Origin of the sequence: Acidihalobacter yilgarnensis (assembly GCF_001753245.1) — a bacterium.
GTDB lineage: Bacteria > Pseudomonadota > Gammaproteobacteria > DSM-5130 > Acidihalobacteraceae > Acidihalobacter > Acidihalobacter yilgarnensis.
Map to the genome: position 1 here is coordinate 772,501 of NZ_CP017415.1, position 18,424 is coordinate 790,924.

19 protein-coding genes, 1 tRNA gene and 2 rRNA genes are annotated in these 18,424 nt (G+C 54.9%); 13 read left to right on the top strand and 9 right to left on the bottom strand.

Going from position 1 to position 18,424, the window contains the following annotated elements:
- Positions 1–24 precede the first annotated feature (24 nt).
- Together BI364_RS03700 and rrf are read left to right on the top strand one after the other, a co-directional pair.
- Positions 25–2,912, top strand: a 23S ribosomal RNA gene (locus BI364_RS03700).
- Between the two features lie 89 nt (positions 2,913–3,001).
- Positions 3,002–3,117, top strand: a 5S ribosomal RNA gene (rrf, locus tag BI364_RS03705).
- A 105-nt stretch (positions 3,118–3,222) separates the two neighbouring features.
- Here rrf and BI364_RS19070 read toward each other — a convergent pair.
- Positions 3,223–3,843: a lytic transglycosylase domain-containing protein gene (locus tag BI364_RS19070; RefSeq protein ID WP_083251139.1), complete on the bottom strand. Its 621-nt coding sequence runs from the start codon at positions 3,841–3,843 to the stop codon at positions 3,223–3,225.
- A gap of 78 nt (positions 3,844–3,921) precedes the next feature.
- Here BI364_RS19070 and BI364_RS17220 point away from each other — a divergent pair, with 78 nt between their 5' ends.
- From BI364_RS17220 to BI364_RS03730, 6 genes are all read left to right on the top strand, one after another.
- The gene (locus BI364_RS17220) at positions 3,922–4,758 is read left to right on the top strand and encodes a biotin--[acetyl-CoA-carboxylase] ligase (protein WP_083251140.1); all 837 of its coding nucleotides are present in this window, start codon (positions 3,922–3,924) and stop codon (positions 4,756–4,758) included.
- The gene (locus BI364_RS17225; RefSeq protein ID WP_083251141.1) at positions 4,755–5,429 is read left to right on the top strand and encodes a type III pantothenate kinase; all 675 of its coding nucleotides are present in this window, start codon (positions 4,755–4,757) and stop codon (positions 5,427–5,429) included. The genes BI364_RS17220 and BI364_RS17225 overlap by 4 nt, the downstream gene beginning before the upstream one ends.
- A 202-nt stretch (positions 5,430–5,631) precedes the next feature.
- Entirely contained in the window at positions 5,632–6,276 is a 645-nt protein-coding gene (locus BI364_RS17230) for an SPOR domain-containing protein (protein ID WP_083251142.1), read from the top strand.
- A 43-nt stretch (positions 6,277–6,319) separates the two neighbouring features.
- Positions 6,320–6,395, top strand: a tRNA-Thr gene (locus BI364_RS03720).
- 246 nt (positions 6,396–6,641) lie between these two features.
- Complete coding sequence (locus BI364_RS03725; protein WP_070077611.1) at positions 6,642–6,950, top strand: PilZ domain-containing protein; 309 nt, start codon at positions 6,642–6,644, stop codon at positions 6,948–6,950.
- Between the two features lie 42 nt (positions 6,951–6,992).
- Positions 6,993–7,559 (top strand): DUF924 family protein, encoded by a 567-nt coding sequence (locus tag BI364_RS03730; RefSeq protein ID WP_070077612.1) that lies wholly within the window; start codon positions 6,993–6,995, stop codon positions 7,557–7,559.
- A gap of 250 nt (positions 7,560–7,809) precedes the next feature.
- Here BI364_RS03730 and BI364_RS03735 read toward each other — a convergent pair whose 3' ends face one another.
- A complete protein-coding gene (locus tag BI364_RS03735; RefSeq protein WP_083251143.1) occupies positions 7,810–8,112 on the bottom strand; it encodes a thioredoxin family protein in 303 nt (100 codons plus the stop codon).
- Positions 8,113–8,137: 25 nt separating this feature from the next.
- Here BI364_RS03735 and BI364_RS03745 point away from each other — a divergent pair.
- A protein-coding gene (locus BI364_RS03745) for an IS3 family transposase (RefSeq protein WP_233279523.1) occupies positions 8,138–9,264 on the top strand; the annotation gives its coding sequence in 2 pieces (ribosomal slippage) (positions 8,138–8,399 and positions 8,399–9,264; 1,128 coding nt in all).
- A gap of 204 nt (positions 9,265–9,468) precedes the next feature.
- On the opposite strand, the gene BI364_RS03750 is transcribed toward BI364_RS03745, so the two are convergent.
- From BI364_RS03750 to egtC, 6 genes are all read right to left on the bottom strand, one after another.
- Complete coding sequence (locus BI364_RS03750; protein WP_070077615.1) at positions 9,469–9,858, bottom strand: hypothetical protein; 390 nt, start codon at positions 9,856–9,858, stop codon at positions 9,469–9,471.
- Positions 9,851–10,249 carry a carboxymuconolactone decarboxylase family protein gene (locus tag BI364_RS03755; RefSeq protein ID WP_070077616.1) on the bottom strand — a complete coding sequence of 133 codons (399 nt, stop codon included), beginning with the start codon at positions 10,247–10,249 and terminating at the stop codon, positions 9,851–9,853. The genes BI364_RS03750 and BI364_RS03755 overlap by 8 nt, the downstream gene beginning before the upstream one ends.
- Positions 10,246–10,626 carry a PadR family transcriptional regulator gene (locus BI364_RS03760; protein WP_070077617.1) on the bottom strand — a complete coding sequence of 127 codons (381 nt, stop codon included), beginning with the start codon at positions 10,624–10,626 and terminating at the stop codon, positions 10,246–10,248. The genes BI364_RS03755 and BI364_RS03760 overlap by 4 nt, the downstream gene beginning before the upstream one ends.
- Positions 10,623–11,285, bottom strand: a complete 663-nt coding sequence (locus BI364_RS03765) for a class II aldolase/adducin family protein (RefSeq protein ID WP_070077618.1) — start codon at positions 11,283–11,285, stop codon at positions 10,623–10,625. Before BI364_RS03765 ends, BI364_RS03760 begins: the two co-directional genes overlap by 4 nt.
- Positions 11,286–11,380: 95 nt before the next feature.
- Positions 11,381–12,538, bottom strand: coding sequence for an SUMF1/EgtB/PvdO family nonheme iron enzyme (locus tag BI364_RS03770; protein ID WP_070077619.1), 1,158 nt, complete (start codon positions 12,536–12,538; stop codon positions 11,381–11,383).
- Positions 12,535–13,320 carry an ergothioneine biosynthesis protein EgtC gene (egtC, locus tag BI364_RS03775; protein ID WP_070077620.1) on the bottom strand — a complete coding sequence of 262 codons (786 nt, stop codon included), beginning with the start codon at positions 13,318–13,320 and terminating at the stop codon, positions 12,535–12,537. The genes BI364_RS03770 and egtC overlap by 4 nt, the downstream gene beginning before the upstream one ends.
- Positions 13,321–13,455: 135 nt before the next feature.
- On the opposite strand from egtC, the gene egtD reads away from it, so the two are divergent.
- From egtD to BI364_RS03795, 4 genes are all read left to right on the top strand, one after another.
- A complete protein-coding gene (egtD, locus tag BI364_RS03780) occupies positions 13,456–14,406 on the top strand; it encodes an L-histidine N(alpha)-methyltransferase (protein WP_197495845.1) in 951 nt (316 codons plus the stop codon).
- 72 nt (positions 14,407–14,478) lie between these two features.
- Positions 14,479–15,171: a phosphate regulon transcriptional regulator PhoB gene (gene phoB / locus BI364_RS03785; protein WP_070077621.1), complete on the top strand. Its 693-nt coding sequence runs from the start codon at positions 14,479–14,481 to the stop codon at positions 15,169–15,171.
- Positions 15,172–15,174: 3 nt separating this feature from the next.
- The gene (phoR, locus tag BI364_RS03790; RefSeq protein ID WP_070077622.1) at positions 15,175–16,497 is read left to right on the top strand and encodes a phosphate regulon sensor histidine kinase PhoR; all 1,323 of its coding nucleotides are present in this window, start codon (positions 15,175–15,177) and stop codon (positions 16,495–16,497) included.
- Between the two features lie 69 nt (positions 16,498–16,566).
- Entirely contained in the window at positions 16,567–18,069 is a 1,503-nt protein-coding gene (locus tag BI364_RS03795; RefSeq protein WP_070077623.1) for a Ppx/GppA phosphatase family protein, read from the top strand.
- A 29-nt stretch (positions 18,070–18,098) separates the two neighbouring features.
- On the opposite strand, the gene BI364_RS03800 is transcribed toward BI364_RS03795, so the two are convergent.
- Positions 18,099–18,395, bottom strand: a complete 297-nt coding sequence (locus tag BI364_RS03800; protein ID WP_070077624.1) for a hypothetical protein — start codon at positions 18,393–18,395, stop codon at positions 18,099–18,101.
- Positions 18,396–18,424 lie beyond the last annotated feature (29 nt).

Consider the following 18,424-nt stretch of genomic DNA (forward strand, 5'->3'; position numbering starts at 1 on the left):
ATCCCAGACTTTTTGGGGTTATATGGTCAAGCGACTAAGCGCATACGGTGGATGCCTAGGCGGTAGGAGGCGATGAAGGACGTGGTAGCCTGCGATAAGCCTCGGGGAGTCGGCAAACTGACTTTGATCCGGGGATTTCCGAATGGGGAAACCCGATTATCGTAAGATAATCATCGTGCACTGAATACATAGGTGTACGAAGCGAACCTGGGGAATTGAAACATCTAAGTACCCAGAGGAAAAGAAATCAACCGAGATTCCGTTAGTAGCGGCGAGCGAAAGCGGATTAGCCCTTAAACCTGACTTGTTTTAGTGGAATGCTCTGGAAAGTGCAGCCATAGTGGGTGATAGCCCCGTACACGAAAAGGCATATCAGGTGAAATCGAGTAGGGCGGGACACGTGAAATCCTGTCTGAACATGGGGGGACCATCCTCCAAGGCTAAATACTACCTACCGACCGATAGTGAACCAGTACCGTGAGGGAAAGGCGAAAAGAACCCCGGAGAGGGGAGTGAAATAGAACCTGAAACCGTATGCGTACAAGCAGTGGGAGCACCTTATGGTGTGACTGCGTACCTTTTGTATAATGGGTCAGCGAGTTACTTTCAGTGGCAAGGTTAACCGTATAGGGAAGCCGTAGGGAAACCGAGTCTGAATAGGGCGATTAGTCGCTGGGAGTAGACCCGAAGCCGGGCGATCTATCCATGGCCAGGTTGAAGGTGGGGTAATTCCCACTGGAGGACCGAACCCACGTCTGTTGAAAAAGACGGGGATGAGCTGTGGATAGGAGTGAAAGGCTAATCAAGCTCGGCGATAGCTGGTTCTCCCCGAAAGCTATTTAGGTAGCGCCTCGTGTCTCACTCTCGGGGTAGAGCACTGTTATGGCTAGGGGGTTCACAAGAACTTACCAAACCATTGCAAACTCCGAATACCGAGAAGTGCAATCACGGGAGACACACGGCGGGTGCTAACGTCCGTCGTGGAGAGGGAAACAACCCAGACCGCCAGCTAAGGTCCCCAAATCATGGCTAAGTGGAAAACGATGTGGGAAGGCATAGACAGCTAGGAGGTTGGCTTAGAAGCAGCCATCCTTTAAAGAAAGCGTAATAGCTCACTAGTCGAGTCGGCCTGCGCGGAAGATTCAACGGGGCTAAGCCATGTACCGAAGCTGCGGATTTGCGCTATGCGCAAGTGGTAGGGGAGCGTTCTGTACGCCTGCGAAGGTGAACTGTAAGGTTTGCTGGAGGTATCAGAAGTGCGAATGCTGACATAAGTAACGATAAGATGGGTGAAAAACCCATCCGCCGAAAGCCCAAGGTTTCCTGCGCAACGTTAATCGGCGCAGGGTTAGTCGGCCCCTAAGGCGAGGCAGAAATGCGTAGTCGATGGGAAACAGGTTAATATTCCTGTACTTTTTGTTACTGCGATGGGGTGACGAAGCAGGTTAGACCATCCGGGCGTTGGTTGTCCCGGTCTAAGCGTGTAGGGAGTGTGTCTTGGCAAATCCGGACATGCAATTCTGAGGCGTGATGGCGAGTCCCATTATGGGATGAAGTGGTTGATACCAAACTTCCAGGAAAATCCTCTAAGCTTCAGGTAACAAGGAACCGTACCCGAAACCGACACAGGTGGGCAGGGTGAGAATCCCAAGGCGCTTGAGAGAACTCGGGTAAAGGAACTAGGCAAAATGGTACCGTAACTTCGGGAGAAGGTACGCCCCCATTACGTGAAAGGCTTGCGCCTCGAGCGGAAGGGGGTCTCAGAAACCAGGCCGCTGCGACTGTTTATTAAAAACACAGCACTCTGCAAACTCGAAAGAGGACGTATAGGGTGTGACGCCTGCCCGGTGCCGGAAGGTTAATTGATGGGGTTAGCGCAAGCGAAGCTCTTGATCGAAGCCCCGGTAAACGGCGGCCGTAACTATAACGGTCCTAAGGTAGCGAAATTCCTTGTCGGGTAAGTTCCGACCTGCACGAATGGCGTAACGATGGCGGCGCTGTCTCTACCCGAGACTCAGTGAAATTGAAATCGCTGTGAAGATGCAGTGTACCCGCGGCTAGACGGAAAGACCCCGTGAACCTTTACTACAGCTTTACACTGGACTTTGAACCTGCTTGTGTAGGATAGGTGGGAGGCTTTGAAGCTGGGACGCTAGTTCTGGTGGAGCCACCCTTGAAATACCACCCTGGCATGTTCGGAGTTCTAACCTAGGCCCGTTATCCGGGTCAGGGACAGTGTATGGTGGGTAGTTTGACTGGGGCGGTCTCCTCCTAAAGAGTAACGGAGGAGCGCGAAGGTATCCTAAGAACGGTCGGAAATCGTTCGTTTAGTGCAAAGGCATAAGGATGCTTGACTGCGAGACAGACACGTCGAGCAGGTGCGAAAGCAGGTCTTAGTGATCCGGTGGCTCTGTATGGAAGGGCCATCGCTCAACGGATAAAAGGTACTCCGGGGATAACAGGCTGATACCGCCCAAGAGTTCATATCGACGGCGGTGTTTGGCACCTCGATGTCGGCTCATCACATCCTGGGGCTGAAGCAGGTCCCAAGGGTATGGCTGTTCGCCATTTAAAGTGGTACGCGAGCTGGGTTTAGAACGTCGTGAGACAGTTCGGTCCCTATCTGCCGTGGGCGTTTGAGACTTGAGAGGAGCTGCTCCTAGTACGAGAGGACCGGAGTGGACGTATCTCTGGTGTTCCGGTTGTCACGCCAGTGGCATTGCCGGGTAGCTATATACGGACGGGATAACCGCTGAAAGCATCTAAGCGGGAAGCCCCCCTCGAGATGAGGTCTCACTGGACCCTTGAGGTCCCTAAAGGGCCCTTGAAGACTACAAGGTTGATAGGCTGGGTGTGGAAGTGCAGTAATGTATGAAGCTAACCAGTACTAATTGCCCGTGAGGCTTGACCATATAACACCCAAATAGTTTGGGTTGCTGTTTGATGCAACTTGATAACGCCAATGCCTTTTCAGATTCCCAGCGATGCTGGAACCGGTTTGCCTGGCGGCAATAGCGAATGGGAACCACCCGATCCCATCCCGAACTCGGAAGTGAAACCATTCAGCGCCGATGATAGTGTGGGGCTTCTCCATGCGAAAGTAGGTCACTGCCAGGCTCTTAAGTGAAAACCCCGTTAGGCTGTAAAGCCTAGCGGGGTTTTTTTTTAAATCCGAAAAATATAATTGCATATCAAGCTATTGTGATCTGTCAGCAAAGATCATCACCCGCCATTTACTAGTTTTCGATAATGAGCCAAGACCCGTGATACGTAATTTTGTGTCTCCGGGTAAGGCGGTACGCCATCGTATTTGAGGACAGCTGTCGGACCAGCATTATATGCCGCGAGCGAAAGTCTTACGTTGTTTGAAAATCGCCGCATCAATGACTTGAAATAACGCATGCCGGCTTCTAAATTGTTGATTGGATCGTATAAGTCATGTATGCCCATGTGCGCACCGGTTGTGGGCATGAGTTGCATGAGGCCTCGTGCACCCACACTCGATGTCGCGTGTGCGTCATAACACGATTCAACTGTTATTATGGCGCGCATAAGTAGTGGGTCGAGTCGGTTACTGGCCGCGATCCTTTCAACAGTAAGAGCATACGCTCGTGCGCGCTTTTTCAATATAGAGCGTGTGATGCCTAAACATGATGCTGTCGCGGTTGGTCTGCCCATTCTCTTGAGAAGAGTATAGTTATGCTTATTGACGTTTTTATCCGTAAAAAGGTAAGCACCATTAGGCTGTTTGTAGATGTATATATAGCCGTCAGCTCTCGCGGTATGTGTGAGATTCAATGCTGCTGTGGCAACCACAGCAGCCATGATGGAGGCGTATCGCATAGTAATGATGCCGTATCGTGATTAGTAAGTCTTATGCGTACTCATGTAATCATAACAGCTCGTGTATTGAATCGCTAAATGTCGATGGATAGCAACTGTGAATCTATAGAAAAATTGAGCGCTACCGCGATACGTTCAGAAATGTCAGCTAGCGCAAACGCAATTTGCAACGCAATCATCATTCATGATGAAATTCATTCAACTAATCGATGGATGATGGATGAGTTAACTGCGGGGCGGCTTTGCAAAGGGGATATCTGCATCGCGGAATCGCAAACAAATGGCAGAGGACGCCTCGGTCGGAAATGGGAATCGCCGGGTAATAGTGGTCTATATGCTTCATTATTATGGAGTGAAAAAAATGGTGAATTTTCAGAGAAAAACGCTTCATTATTAACGCTGGCTATGGGGGTTGCCGTAGCAAATGCGTTGAAAGGGATTGGCATAAGCGAGATAGGGATTAAGTGGCCTAATGATATTTTGATGCGTGAAAAAAAAATATCAGGCATTCTTGTTGAACGAGTCGTAAAAAATTCTGTTACATATTGGGTTGTTGGTATTGGGTTGAATATAGGGGGAGAAATCCCTGTGGTAGATTCTAGCGCTGTAATGCCAGGCTCCTTAAGCGAGTGCTACCCAGATAGTTTGGAAAAAAGGAATTATATAGCTTCGAAGATCTTTTGCTCAGTGTTTGAGAGTTGTTCTGATTTGTTTATGCGAGGCGGAGAATCTGTCGTGCAGAGCTGGGGCAGTTATGATTATTTGAATGGAAAAAAAATTGTCATCAAAAACGCGGATGGCACGGTGCTTCGTGGAATGGCGGGTGGTGTATTTGATGATGGAAGTCTAAGAGTTTTCCATGGCAGTGTAATAGCGAGGTATTACTCCGGGGAAACGAGTGTGAGAATACAATGACCGATCTTCTTGTGGATATCGGTAACACAAGAGTTAAATGGTGTTACCGGGAGCTTGGTTGTTTTTATGGAGCTGGCGCGTGTGCGAGTGATTTGGCTAATTTTAAAGATTCAATATTAAATATAATTCACAAAAAAAATCCTGACCGCATTGCTGTGTCATGTGTTTTAGATGGCAATCGCATGGCTCAATTTAAAGATGTGCTGTCCATGTTGGTTGGTGTGCCCCTGATATTCGTTGACTCCATAATGCCTGCCGTTTCGCTGCTCGCAACAAATTACTCGGACTATACTGCACTAGGGGTGGACCGGTATTTTGCTTCCGCAGCCGCGTTTTCTGATGCATCTAGTGCTGTGGTTGTCGTCAATGCAGGCACTGCGACCACTGTCGATTCTGTTTCAGTCAATGGCATCCACCTTGGTGGTGTTATTATGCCAGGTAAATACATGATGCTTGCTTGTTTGGGAGAAAAAATACCACGACTACACAAACCATTCATTAATAAAGATGATTTAAATAATTCTCCTTTTCAGCGAGATACGGTTTCATGTATGTATCGCGGTGCAATGTACGCCTGGTTGGGCGGTATTTCTGCTGCGATTTCTGCTATTTTTGAAAGAATGGAAGTGAGACCAAGGATATATGTGACGGGGGGGATGGGGGGATATTGAATGACTATTTCGATGGTCAAGTGACTTACGATCCGCTTCTCGTTTTGAAGGGACTTGCTGCATATATTGATGGGGGTTGAATGCGAACCCTTTTTTTATTGTTGATTTTGCTGAATGTTATGTTTTTATGGTTGCGTGACTCGGATGGCGGTCGAAGTCAAAATCTTAGTCTGGCGAAAAATTTGGCGGTAATCCCCAGGTGATGGCGCTTGATGTCGTTCATGTTGAATTGCCAGCTGCCAGACAACCTGTAGCCGATAATGAATCGCATACGAGAGGTTATACGCCTTCTAAGAATGGCATCCAGCACGCCATTTTGAGTAAAAAGCGGAGCGCTGTCACCGAACATAGTCTGGCCGATGAGAGCTGTTTCTCATTGGGGCCATTTTCGAATCGGGCGAGCCTAATAAAAGCAAAAGCCATTTTGCTTGGCAAAGTAAGGCCTGTTTCTGTAAGGGCGATAAATCAGCAGGCGGCTGCTGCATACTGGGTGTATCTCCCTCCATATGCTTCATTGGCGCAGGCGCAAGGAGTGGCTAGGAGATTGAAGAAAAAAGGTTACTTGGACTATTTCATAGTCGCAGGCAATCAGAATGCGAATGCAATTTCATTGGGATTGTTCAAAGAGCAGCGCGGTGCTGAGCGTCGCCTCACTAGAGTGAAGGGTTTGGGCTTCCCTGCTCGTATTGCAACTCAATACCAAACCGTCACGCTATACTGGCTAGATTATGTGCAATCCAGCAATGTCCCTTTGGATTCCAATAAATGGCGAGGGGTTAATGGTGGGGCAGGAGAGTTACAGATATTACATAGAAGTTGTCCAGTGAGCGCTAAATCGCTTTCATAGTTTACTTAATGGTATCTGGTTGACTACAATCGCAATGCGTATGGCTGGCGTAGCTCAGTTGGTAGAGCGGCTGATTTGTAATCAGTAGGTCGCGGGTTCGATTCCTGCCGCCAGCACCATTCAAAGCGGTTCTTGCTGTACTTCCCGTACCTTGCTCAGCTTGCATTCTTAAAATTAGCAAACACAATCAATCCTTTTCATGCGATTCCCAACTGTGAATACTACCCATTAGGGTGGTGCGGCCCGCTACTGCGTACGTTTTGCAATAGCTGCTATTTGCGCATTTTCCCACCGCATTGCCTATCATTATTTATTCTGTGTGCGGAGCTTTCATGGAGATCATGACTGACCAATAGGGGTATGCGATGTCGGATGAAAAGCGAGACTATGATGAGAAACGCGACTTTATTCGCATGACGATCGATTGTGACGTTAGCTATCATCTTGTGGATGGGTCGGTTATCGATCAAGGGCGAGTAAGGAATTTAAGCGGCCGTGGTGTGTTGTTCCAGACAGGCCGATTTTTAGATATCGGCGCGGTTTTGGATCTTTCCATCACTTCTCGGAGTTCTTCGATACCGCCCTTGAATGCCCGTGTGGAGGTGGTTCGTGTACATGAGGTCAAATCGGGGCTTGTATATGAAATCGGTGCGGTATTCCATGAGCTCCTCTAGAGTTCGTGAGGATAAGCTGGTGGATTGTCGGTACACTTCGTGATGATACAAAAAACACTGCAACAAACAACGCCAGAGCAAATTCTGGCGTATTGGTACTCCGAATCGATACGCGCTCAATGGTTCTGTGCGACGCCTGAATTGGATGCTGAAATCCGTCAGCGTTATGAGGAGGTGTGGCGCCAGGCACATGCTGGCGGTATGGCTGCCTGGCGTGATACGCCTGAGGGGGCTTTGGCGCTGGCCATCATCCTGGATCAGTTTCCTTTGAACATGTTTCGTGGCTCCGCGCGGGCATTTTCGAGCGAACGGGAAGCTGTGCAACTTGTGCATGCGTCGATAGCACGAGGATTTGACAAGAAACTTCCGGTGTCGAAGCGCATCTTTATGTATATGCCCTTGATGCACAGCGAGGTGTTGGCTGATCAAGATGCATCCGTTTGCCTATTCGAGGTTGCAGGCCTGCTCGACAATCTCAAGTTCGCCAAACACCACCGCGAAATTGTACGCCGTTTTGGCCGCTTCCCACATCGCAATGCTTTGCTCGGTCGTGTGAGTACGCAAGAGGAACATGCCTATCTCAATTCGGAAGAGGCCTTCAAGGGTTAATCAGCGTAACCCCGTAAGTTAGATGAGATTCGCGCCGTAATAAATGTCGGTAAGGACGGGCGCCGCCGCCGCCGACACAGGCCCGCGGTGGCGTTTTTATGTCTCTCCGTGCGTTGGGAATTCTTCCAGACTTCGGCGGGTGGACACGCGCTTCTAGATATCTGCAGTATGGTTGCGGTTCTGTAGGTGACCGAGTGGTTAACGTCTGGCGCTGCGTCGCTACAAACGTTGTGGTACGCCATATTAGTGGCTAGTGTGGTAACCACTTTGCCACGAAGGCTCTTAGTTCGTTCTCGGCGATCACACCGGTAAACGAATCGACAACCTCTCCGTCAATATAAATCCGTACGTCCGGTATCCCACGTATGCGATTTAACCGATGCAGTTGTGGGTTGGCATCGAGATTGACTTTGACGAATCGTAGCTTGTCGGTGAAGAACGGGTCATCTGCGAGTTTGGCAATCATCGGGCCGATGATACGGCAGGGGGCGCACAGAACTGGACCCACCTGATTGGACAGTGATTGAACGCTGATAAGTGCTTCCTTCATCATGAGCGAGACGCTCTGGAGAGAAGCGATGAGACGGAAAAGACGAAACCATTCGCCTGAGTTCAAGGCCAAGGTAGCGCTTGCAGCGCTACAGGGTGACCTGACGATGGCTGAGTTGGTCAAGAAGTTCGATGTACATGCCAATCAGATCGCGGACTGGAAGAAGCAGCTGCTGAGCAACGCCTCGGATGTGTTCGGCAAGGGCGCACAGAAGGCTGAACAGTCGGCCGAAACCATTGAGCAGTTGCACGCCAAGATCGGCCAGCTGACGATGGAGAATGATTTTTTAGAACGCGGGCTCGAACGGATTCACGGGCCCAGAGGAAAGCAATGATAGATCGTCAGGATCCGCTGCCGGTAAGGCGGCAATGCGCGTTGCTGGACCTGCCGCGCTCGACGTTCTACCGCGTGGCCAAGCCGGTTACAGACGAGGAACTGGAACTCATGGCGCTGATTGATCGCTGCCACCTGAAGTATCCTTTCTATGGCAGCCGACGCATCCACGACTGGTTGGAAGACCAGGGTCACCGCGTAAACCGCAAGCGGGTTCAGCGCCTGATGCGCACGATGGACCTGAGGGCACAGTACCCGAAGCGCAACCTCAGCTTGGCCAATCAGGCGCACAAGGTCTATCCGTACCTGCTGCGGGATCGGGTTATCGACCGCCCGAACCAGGTCTGGGCGACCGACGTGACCTACATCCCGATGGCGCGGGGCTTTGTGTATCTGGTGGCCATCATGGACTGGCACTCGCGCAAGGTGCTCTCCTGGCGCGTATCGAACACGCTCGATGTGAGCTTCTGCGTCGATGCGCTTGAGGAGGCGATCGAGGCCTACGGCGCCCCGGAGATCTTCAATACCGACCAGGGGAGTCAGTTCACGAGCGAGGCGTTCACCGGCGTTCTCAAGCACCATGGCATCCGCATCAGCATGGATGGCAAGGGTCGGTGGGTCGATAACGTGTTCGTCGAGCGCCTGTGGCGCAGCGTGAAATATGAGGAGGTGTATCTGAAGGCCTACGACAATATCGCCGATGCACGAAGGTCACTGGGGCGATACCTGGCCTTCTACAACGCTGAGAGGCGGCACCAGTCACTGGACCGGCGCACCCCCGACAGCGTGTACTACGAATCCGCCGCCAGACTGGCGGCATAACCCGAGAGAGCACTTAGCGGGCTGTCCAATTTCCCGGGTCCACTTCTCACCAAGGTGCCCAAAAATCCACGAGCACGGGCAATCTGGCGGATGTGTCGATCACGGCGTGGTCAAAATCCGTAGTGTCGACATCGATGGGGGCTGATACAGGAGGCAGAGAAGCGGTTCGATTCGGCATGATCGATACCTCGGTCATAGTTTGGATCAGCGGCTGACATAGCCGAATTCGCCGCGCCATTGTCCGGCTTTGAAGTCAAGGCGGAGCCAGCGAGGGAGGAATGGTTCTATGCGTTTGATCGGAAATGTTTGTAGATCCGGTACCGGCTGGTCCGAGATCAGGCAAGTCTTGGTTCCGACAGCGCGGAACCAAGCTTGTACAGCCTTGTTGCCGCAGTCGAGTGGCCGTGCGTCGGGGTGAGTAGATTCTGGAAATGACACCTGTTTTCGGATCATGCAGCTGAACAGCAGCTCCAAATGTACCGTTAGAGGATGATCGCGTGCGGCCAGCGCGCGTGCCGCAGGGCCGGACAAGCGGAGTTCGACTGATCTGACGAATGCAGGTGTGGTGTCGAGTACTGGTGCAGTTTCAATCATGTGTGTGTTCTCCGGTCGCGACAGATGAGGCGCGGAGGGCCTCGCCGACTACCTGTACGCCGAGGCTATAGGCCGGCATGCCGCCGACAACCGCAGCGGTCTCGCAGACGCCATGTAGCTCGGCTGGGCTTGCCCCGGCATTGACGGCGGCGTGCGCATGCAATTGTGCGGGCGCCTCTCGTCCAAGTGCTAACAACATCCCCAGATGGACCATTTGCTGGATTTTTCGTTCGAGTGGGTTGTGGTGAATCAGTGCGTCGCGGAAATTTTCAATGGCCTCAAGTGCGGACTCGCGGCCAGCGAGACGGGCTAATTCGATGCGCTGGCGCACGCCATCGGGCACCTTGCCAAACAGATCGATATGGCGCGTCTCAATGGGAGATTGATTCATGTTGCGGTTTCCTTGAGCGTTGGGGTCGAATGAACTTCCAGGGCATCGTATCGTTGGATGAAGAGATCAAATGCCTCGCGCCGTCTTGCGATGTCTTCACGCCACTCGCCTAGCTCCTTGAGGCCGGCAGGCGTGATCTCGTAAACGCGTCGGGCAGCACCGGCACCTTCGGTGCGCCAGCCGGAGCGCAACGAGCCACGCGCCTCCATTTCGCGTAGTAGCCGATATAGATTGCCGGCATCAACCTTGAGGCCATCGGGGAGTAGCGTGTTGATATCGCGGTGCAGGCCAAGTCCGTGCGCTGGCTCCTCCGCGAGGAGGAGCAACGCAAAACTTGCCAGATGCCGACCCTGGCGATTGGTTTCCTTGGGGCTCACGAAGCTTGCCGAAATTGCTGCATGCGATCGGCTACTTCGCGGTAGGCGATCTCTGGAAGCGCCTTGGCGCCACCAAGTGCGCGGGCATGTATCACCAGTTCTGCGGCCTCTTCAAGTGCGGTCAAGCGGTTGAGGGCGTCATCTGCCGTGGCGCCGGTGACCAGCACGCCGTGATTGGCCAGGAGTACGGCGACGGTAGAGGACGTGTTGAATGCCTCAAGGATGCCGTTGACTGAAGCGGTTGAGCCGCGTGGTGCCCATGCAACGACCGGTACATCGGTGTGCATGCCCTGACGCAACATGGGTTCATATACTGCGGGGATAGCCTGGTGAGCGACGGCGAAGGCGGTAATGTGCGTAGGGTGGCAGTGGACTATCGCGCCAATGTCTGCCCTGTGTCGGTACAGCCTTGTATGCATATCAATGATTTCGCGGTGATTGGCGTCGAAGCCTTCTTGCATGCCTTCCGCAGAAATCGGCAACCACGCAAGGTCGTCCGTGCGTAGGTTGGCAACCGAGCCGCCGCGGGTGATCAACATGCGATCGTTTGCGCGAGCGGAAAGATTGGCGTGGGCACCGCGGAATAGCAGGCCACGTTGACGCAGCGTGTCGGCGACACGAATCAAGATGTTTTCAAGGGCTGGGGTATGGTCGGTCATGGGGGCCTCGGTATTGGATGCTATGTGTATATATATGTGAATTACATATATTAGCCGTCAGACTATACTTGTCTGCTCAGGAATACAACGATGTTTTAGAAGCTGAGGCGCATTCCGGCGAAAATGTGGCGCTTGTCGGCGGTGTGAAAATTGCGAAAGCTGGGGCGGCGCGTGTGGGCAGGCGTAAAGCGGCTGGCGCCACGTAGTGTGTAGTGCGCGCTGTCGAACCACGGAGCAGAATATTCGTGATAGGGGAATGGCTTGAAGCCGGCGTAGGGAAAGAATGTGTTGTCGCACCACTCCCAAACTTGTCCGGCCAGTGAGAGCCGCCCCTGTCGGGCGGCGGTTTCCCACGCAAGCTCGTGTGGCAATGTGGCTTGCGCCCAACGTGCGAATGCGCGTGCTTCGTGTAGGTTGATCCCGTACACGGCAGCGCGAGGTTCAAGGTCATGAGGGCCATCGAGGCCGATGCCATACCACCAGCCCCGGCCATCACGGCGCCAGTGATCGGGTGCCTCGATCGGATGCTGGCTGAGCCATGCGCGACCGTCGTCCTCCCAAAGGTTCATGTCGGTATAGCCGCCGGCCTCAATGAATCCTAGGTACTCGGCGTTGCTGACGGGGCGTAGGCCTATGGCACTGGCCTCAAGGCGCGCGGAACCCGCATTCAGTTCATTATCGAAGGCTAGAGGTTTGGAACCGCCGATGGGGTAGTCGCCACTTGCGATGGGGATGGCGTCGCGCGCGAGGACGGAGGGTCGTAGCCGGGTTTGCGGATGGAAGGCGTTGCGGTGACGCGACAGCGCTCTCTGGGTCAGCACCATCCTCAGGGTTTCAAGGTGTTGGCTGTGATGCTGGAGCAGGAATAGTGGCAGGTAGTTGTCCACCATCAGTGGGTGCTTTGGATCGAGCTGCCCCGCTTCGCCCGCGAGCAGCAGAATGTTGTCCTCAAAGCCGGCGGCAACGGTATTCAGCAGATGGTCTTGGTGCGGTAGTTTGGCGCCGCGTTCGGGTTTGGCGCTGTACTGGGGCTGATAGTAACGGGCGTCGGCCCGGGTGCGTCGGGCGTCGCCTTGTACAATCGCACGCAACCAGTGATTCTCGACCCACAGGCAATGACCGAGGTGCCAGCCACATGGGCTGAGATCGAAGTGATATTGCTGGCGGTAATCGGTATCGTTCAGTGTGCCGACGACGCCGAGCAGGTGCCGATGTAGCGCCCTGAACTGCGTCAGCATTGCCAACGGTGTCATAGGGCGAGTAACTCCGGTGGGGCATCCGGGTCGAGAATCAGGATGTGGTGTTCGGGTACGGTTTGCCAGAACGCACGGTCGTTGAGTGGCTCGGAGGCAACTAATTGAGCACCCTCCGGGAAGCGTTCGTCATCGATGCTGTAATACAGGCTGGGGCATTCGCCGTTGACCGCGTGTCGGGCGGCATAGACGCGTTCGCCGTCGCTGATCACGAGGTTGAGCAGCGCAGTGCCGCCTTCGCCAGCCCAGTCGCCGATGAGTCCCAGAGCCTCTCCGATAGCGGCCTCAATGGCCAATTCCTCGTCGTCCGTGAGCAGTTGCCGAATGAGCGCGAAGATATATTCGGAGTCAGTGTTGCCAAGTATCCCCGATTCGATCTCAGCGGAAAGCTCACGCTGGAGAATTGGGCGGGCGGTCTCGCGGAAGCGCTCAATATAACCGTTGTGCGTAAAGAGCAGTTCGCCATCGCGGTAGGGCTGGGTATTGGCGATATGGTTGCCGAATCCCGGTGTGGCGCTGCGGACCATGGCCAGCCAGAGGTCGCTGCGTAGTGTGCGCGCCAGCGTTGGCAAATTGTGGTCGGCCCATATCGGGGCAGGATTGAGGTAAATCTCTGGCTGGCCTTCGCGATCGAACCAGCCGAAGCCGAAGCCATCGGCATTGAGGCGCGCGAAACGCAGTTCGCGAGGCGCCCAAGACTGAATGAGCAGGCTGTGCTCGGGGTCGATGAGGAGCCTTTCGAGTGGAATTTCAGGGCCAAGATAGGCGGCGATCCGGCACATGCGGGCTTCCTCTTGCGGTGTCCTCAATCTGGTGCCCATGTTAGCCTGAAGCGACATCTCATGCATCCGGGGACGGGATATATGGTGATCAGCCACGAACAGGGAAGGTGTCAGCGGGTGAGGCCAGCCCGACGAGTGAAAACATTGGCGGAGGATGCGCGCGAAGGCTTGATCGAGCCACCCCGCACCTTGCCGCCAAAATACTTCTACGACGCGCGTGGCTCGGCATTATTCGATCGTATCTGCGATACCGAGGATTACTATCCAACCCGCACCGAGGATGCCTTGCTGGCACGCTACGCGGGTGAAATCATGTGCAAGGTACAGCCGCGCCATATCCTCGAATTGGGTAGCGGGACCTCGCGTAAGACGCGTCACCTGTTGAGCGCATGCGAGGGGCAGGAGGGTATGATTTACTGGCCATTCGACGTTTGCCGCGAGGTACTGGAAGAGACGGGGGAGGTCCTTATGACCGACTACCCTTGGCTCGAAATCAACCCCTTGTTGGGCGATTACTCGGCGGGTCTTGATCATCTGCCGTGCCCGGATGGTGGTTGCCTGTATGTCTTTCTGGGCGGGACACTGGGCAATTTCGAAGAGCGGGAGGCTATCACATTGCTACGCGAGCTCGCGGTCCGGATGTCGCCGCTGGATCGCCTGTTACTCGGCGTCGACCGGGTCAAATCCGTACATGTGTTGCATGCAGCCTACGACGATGGCGAGGGTATCACCGCTGCGTTCAACCGCAATGTATTGCATGTGCTTAATCGCGAACTGAGGGGAGATTTTCAACCGGATGCCTTTGCCCACCGTGCCGTATACAACGAAGATGCGGCGCGTATCGAGATGTACCTGGTCGCGGATACTCAGCAACAGGTGCATCTCGACGAGCTGGACGCCACGTTGCGGTTTGCTGCAGGCGAAACCATACTTACAGAGATCAGTCGCAAGTTCACGCTGGAATCTGTGACGCAGCTGCTGGCACGTGCGGGCATGGCGATTGAGGGTCACTACGCACCTGAGAATGAATATTTCTCGCTGCTGATCGCGGCACCGCAACGCAATGTTCATGTGGCGGTCATTTAAGCGGCGGCATGTAACAGGTCTGTAACCTTGGTGGGCTCTAATAAGATGATTCAAGCCATACCGGGTAAACACATGACGGCGAATGACATCCTGCTAGTGGAGGACGAGCCAGCCATCCGCGAGATGGTCGGATTTGCATTGGGGCGTGCCGGTCTCGAGGTGCGCGAGGCGGCGGATGTAGGTCAGGCACAGACGCTGCTGGCGGAGCGCCTGCCGGACCTTGTGCTGCTCGACTGGATGCTGCCAGGGGTCAGCGGGATCGACTATGCCCGCCGTCTCAAGCGCGAGGAATACACGCGCGAACTGCCGATTATCATGTTGACGGCGCGCGGCGACGAAAATGACAAGGTCGGTGGTCTGGATGCGGGTGTGGACGACTATGTGACCAAGCCCTTCTCACCGCGTGAACTGGTGGCGCGGATACGAGCGGTATTGCGTCGGGCGAAGCCGGAGCCGGGAGAGCAGCCACTTGAGGTTGCCGGGCTCGCGCTTGACGGATCCAGCCATCGGGTGACGGCCGATGGTACCGAGTTGGAAATGGGCCCTACCGAGTTTCGTTTATTGCAGTTTTTTATGGCCCACCCAGAGCGGGTGTACAGCCGTGAGCAGCTGCTAGATCGCGTCTGGGGACGCAATGCATATGTCGAGGAGCGCACGGTGGATGTCCACATCCTGCGCCTGCGCAAGGCACTTAATCCCTATGGTTACGATAGCTTGGTGCAGACCGTCCGCGGCGCGGGTTACCGCTTTTCCGCTCGAGATTGAGTCATGACAAAGGCCTGGCTTGCAGAGCTTGGCCGACTGGCGCTCATCTTGTTGGCGGCCGCGATTTTGGGCGGGATTGCCGGGCAGCTTGTGTGGATGCTGCTCGCAGGCTTGTTATTCGCCCTGTGTTTCCATCTGTATCAACTTTATCGTGTCCACCACTGGATACTGCATGTGGAGGATCGCGGCAATCCGCCAGATGCGATGGGTGTGTGGGGCGAGCTGGTGGACAGCCTCTATCGCTTCGGCAAGCGTCATCGAAAGCGAAAGGAACGCCTAGCTTCGCTGCTCGAGCGTTTCAACGAGTTTACTTCCGCAATGCCGGATGCCACCGTGGTTATCGGCCCTAACAACGAAATTCGCTGGCTCAATGAGGCGGCGACGGATTTGTTTGGGCTCCGTAATCCGCAGGATATCGGGCAGCGATTGAGCAACCTGATTCGCCACCCGGATTTCATCAGTTACCTGGCCGGGGGCGATTATCATGAACCCATCGAGATCACTTCACCGGTGCGCGACGATGTGCGTCTGAGCTTGCGTATCGTTCCCTTTGGCAATCACGAGCGGCTGCTGGCGGCACGCGATATTTCCCATCTTTATCGCTTGGAGCAGATGCGCCGCGATTTCGTCGCGAACGTATCCCATGAGCTACGCACGCCGCTAACCGTGCTGATGGGGTATCTCGAGACATTTGAAGACATGGAGGACGAGTTCCCGTCGCCCCTCAAACGCTCGTTGTCGCATATGCAGGGCCAGGCGACCCGTATGCAGGGCATCATTGAAGACTTGCTAATGCTTTCCCGGCTTGATGGCGAGGGGCCCATGGCTAGCGAACAATCGGCGGTTGCAATTCCGGGGCTGGTATCCGCGTTAAGGGAAGATGCAGAGGCCTTGAGTGGCACTGCAGGGCATCGGATCAGCGCCGAAATCGATGAAATGCTCTGGTTGAGAGGCGACGCCAAGGAGCTACATAGTGCATTTGCCAACCTGGTTTCGAACGCTGTGCGCTATACGCCTATGGGAGGGGAGATCGCGCTGCGTTGGGTCAGGGATGGCGCGGGTGCTAGTTTCGAAGTGCGCGATACCGGCATCGGAATCGATCCCGAGCATATCCCGAGATTGACCGAGCGCTTCTACCGGGTCAACAAGGATCGTTCTCGCGATACGGGCGGTACAGGTCTGGGCTTGGCAATCGTCAAGCACGTGCTGCAGCGGCATGGCGCAAAACTGGTTATTCGCAGTCGTCCCGGTGAGGGCAGTGCGTTTGTTTGCCTCTTCCCCTCCGCTCGCGTGGTGCATAAAGTCAGGGAGTCACATATCGCCTAGGCCTGATGTCCGTGCGTGTTAGAATCGGCTTCCTCGCGGCATGGCCGCCTTCTAACCCGGTCGACATTCATGTGGGTTAAACGCCGCGTCCCTGAGTCGGTGGCTGCCATTGACCTGGGCTCCAATAGTTTTCATATGGTCGTCGCCAGTGTCTTGCCGGGTGGCGAGCTGCGTGTGGTTGATCGCCTCAAGGAGATGGTCCGGCTCGCGGGTGGGCTGGATGAGTCGAATCAGCTCACCGCTGAGGCACAAAATCGGGCGATCGAGTGCTTGCAGCGTTTCGGGGAACGTATCCGTGGATTTCCGCGTGGTTCCGTACGCGCAGTAGGTACAAATACGCTGCGCCAGGCGCGCAATTCCGCTGTGTTTCTCGACCGAGTGGCAGAGGCGCTCGGGCATCCCGTTGAGGTCATTGCTGGGCGTGAAGAGGCTCGCTTGGTCTACCTGGGCGTGGCGCATTCCCTAGCGGCGGGTAATGAGCAGCGGTTGGTCGTCGACATTGGCGGCGGCAGCACCGAGCTGATCATAGGCCAGGGCTATGAAACCCTGATCACGGAAAGCGTATACATGGGATGCGTCAGCACGAGCGCCGAATGGTTCGCCGATGGGCAGATTACCGCCCCAAACTGGTCACGAGCGGTGTTGGCGGCCCGGCTGGAGCTGGAGCCGCTGGTGGAGTCCTACCGGCAGATGGGGTGGGGGCATGCCATCGGCGCATCAGGGACGATCATCACAACGGAACGCGTAATCAGCGAGGCTGGTTTGGGGGCATATATCACGCTGGCGGCGTTGCATGCTCTGCGTGATCGATTCATTGAGGCCGGCGAGATAGGGAAATTAAAATTGTCCGGGGTCAGTCGTGAGCGATTGCCGGTCTTTCCCGGAGGTGTGGCGGTGCTACAAGGTGTGTTCGAAGCGCTGGGAATCGAACGCATGGAGGCGGCGACAGGGGCGCTCCGCGAAGGCGTGCTTAACGATCTTGTGGGGCGCATTCGACACGAGGATGTTCGCCTGCGCACGGTTCAGGGGTTTTCGAAGCGCTACCATGTAGATGCTGATCATGCGGCGCGTATCGCACGGACGGCAGCTGAGCTGCTCACGCAAGTGAGCGAAGCATGGCAATTGGACGAAGAGGACGCGGATCACCTCAATTGGGCAGCGCAACTGCATGAAATCGGCCTGGATGTCGCGCATAGCGAGTATCACAAGCACGGGGCTTATTTGTTGGAACATGCGGATCTGCCGGGTTTTTCGCGGCAGGATCAGATGGTTCTTGCGGTTCTGGTGCGTACGCATCGTCGCAAATTCGCACCGCGGTTGTTTGAGTGCTTGCCGGCCGAACTTCGCGGCCGCGTCATGCGACTGTCGACGCTATTGCGCCTAGCGGTCGTGTTGCATCGCAGTCGCGTCCCTGACGGCTTGCCTGAGACTTTATCGCTTCAGGTTGACGGCGACGTTCTGTCGCTGCGACTGGACAGCGCCTGGCGCGAGACCCATCCCCTGATCGAGGCGGATATCGAGAACGAGCGACAGTTCCTCCGCGGGGCGAAGTTCAAACTGGCCGTGACCTGACGAGCGGGTGTCCGGGCGCGGCGCCGACTTCAGTGAGGCATTTGCGCTTGATGTATGTAGTAGCGTGCGCGGCGAACCTTGTTGATGCAGTTCGGGTATTTGCCGAATTGCTGCTGAACCTTGGCCGCGGTGAGCAGGCCGGCGGCCTTGGTCCATTCCACGCTGCCATCGAATCCGTGCGCGCGGGCCTGTTCGAGCTCCGAATAGGCGGTGCGTAACCCATCCGAACATTCGTTTGCCTGATTCTGGTGCAGGGGGGCACCGGCGCATGCGCTCAGCAGCAGAGGGAGGGCAAGCGCGAACAGCGGTAGGCTCAGTCGGGACATGGTGATTCTCCTTGGTAGACGGCTGCCTG

What these genes read in the sequence shown, in the direction of transcription:
- BI364_RS19070 (WP_083251139.1), bottom strand. Translation starts at nt 3,843, where the DNA reads ATGCGATACGCCTCCATCATGGCTGCTGTGGTTGCCACAGCAGCATTG.
- BI364_RS17220 (WP_083251140.1), top strand. Translation starts at nt 3,922, where the DNA reads ATGTCGATGGATAGCAACTGTGAATCTATAGAAAAATTGAGCGCTACC.
- BI364_RS17225 (WP_083251141.1), top strand. Translation starts at nt 4,755, where the DNA reads ATGACCGATCTTCTTGTGGATATCGGTAACACAAGAGTTAAATGGTGT.
- BI364_RS17230 (WP_083251142.1), top strand. Translation starts at nt 5,632, where the DNA reads ATGGCGCTTGATGTCGTTCATGTTGAATTGCCAGCTGCCAGACAACCT.
- BI364_RS03725 (WP_070077611.1), top strand. Translation starts at nt 6,642, where the DNA reads ATGTCGGATGAAAAGCGAGACTATGATGAGAAACGCGACTTTATTCGC.
- BI364_RS03730 (WP_070077612.1), top strand. Translation starts at nt 6,993, where the DNA reads ATGATACAAAAAACACTGCAACAAACAACGCCAGAGCAAATTCTGGCG.
- BI364_RS03735 (WP_083251143.1), bottom strand. Translation starts at nt 8,112, where the DNA reads ATGATGAAGGAAGCACTTATCAGCGTTCAATCACTGTCCAATCAGGTG.
- BI364_RS03750 (WP_070077615.1), bottom strand. Translation starts at nt 9,858, where the DNA reads ATGATTGAAACTGCACCAGTACTCGACACCACACCTGCATTCGTCAGA.
- BI364_RS03755 (WP_070077616.1), bottom strand. Translation starts at nt 10,249, where the DNA reads ATGAATCAATCTCCCATTGAGACGCGCCATATCGATCTGTTTGGCAAG.
- BI364_RS03765 (WP_070077618.1), bottom strand. Translation starts at nt 11,285, where the DNA reads ATGACCGACCATACCCCAGCCCTTGAAAACATCTTGATTCGTGTCGCC.
- BI364_RS03770 (WP_070077619.1), bottom strand. Translation starts at nt 12,538, where the DNA reads ATGACACCGTTGGCAATGCTGACGCAGTTCAGGGCGCTACATCGGCAC.
- egtC (WP_070077620.1), bottom strand. Translation starts at nt 13,320, where the DNA reads ATGTGCCGGATCGCCGCCTATCTTGGCCCTGAAATTCCACTCGAAAGG.
- phoB (WP_070077621.1), top strand. Translation starts at nt 14,479, where the DNA reads ATGACGGCGAATGACATCCTGCTAGTGGAGGACGAGCCAGCCATCCGC.
- phoR (WP_070077622.1), top strand. Translation starts at nt 15,175, where the DNA reads ATGACAAAGGCCTGGCTTGCAGAGCTTGGCCGACTGGCGCTCATCTTG.
- BI364_RS03795 (WP_070077623.1), top strand. Translation starts at nt 16,567, where the DNA reads ATGTGGGTTAAACGCCGCGTCCCTGAGTCGGTGGCTGCCATTGACCTG.
- BI364_RS03800 (WP_070077624.1), bottom strand. Translation starts at nt 18,395, where the DNA reads ATGTCCCGACTGAGCCTACCGCTGTTCGCGCTTGCCCTCCCTCTGCTG.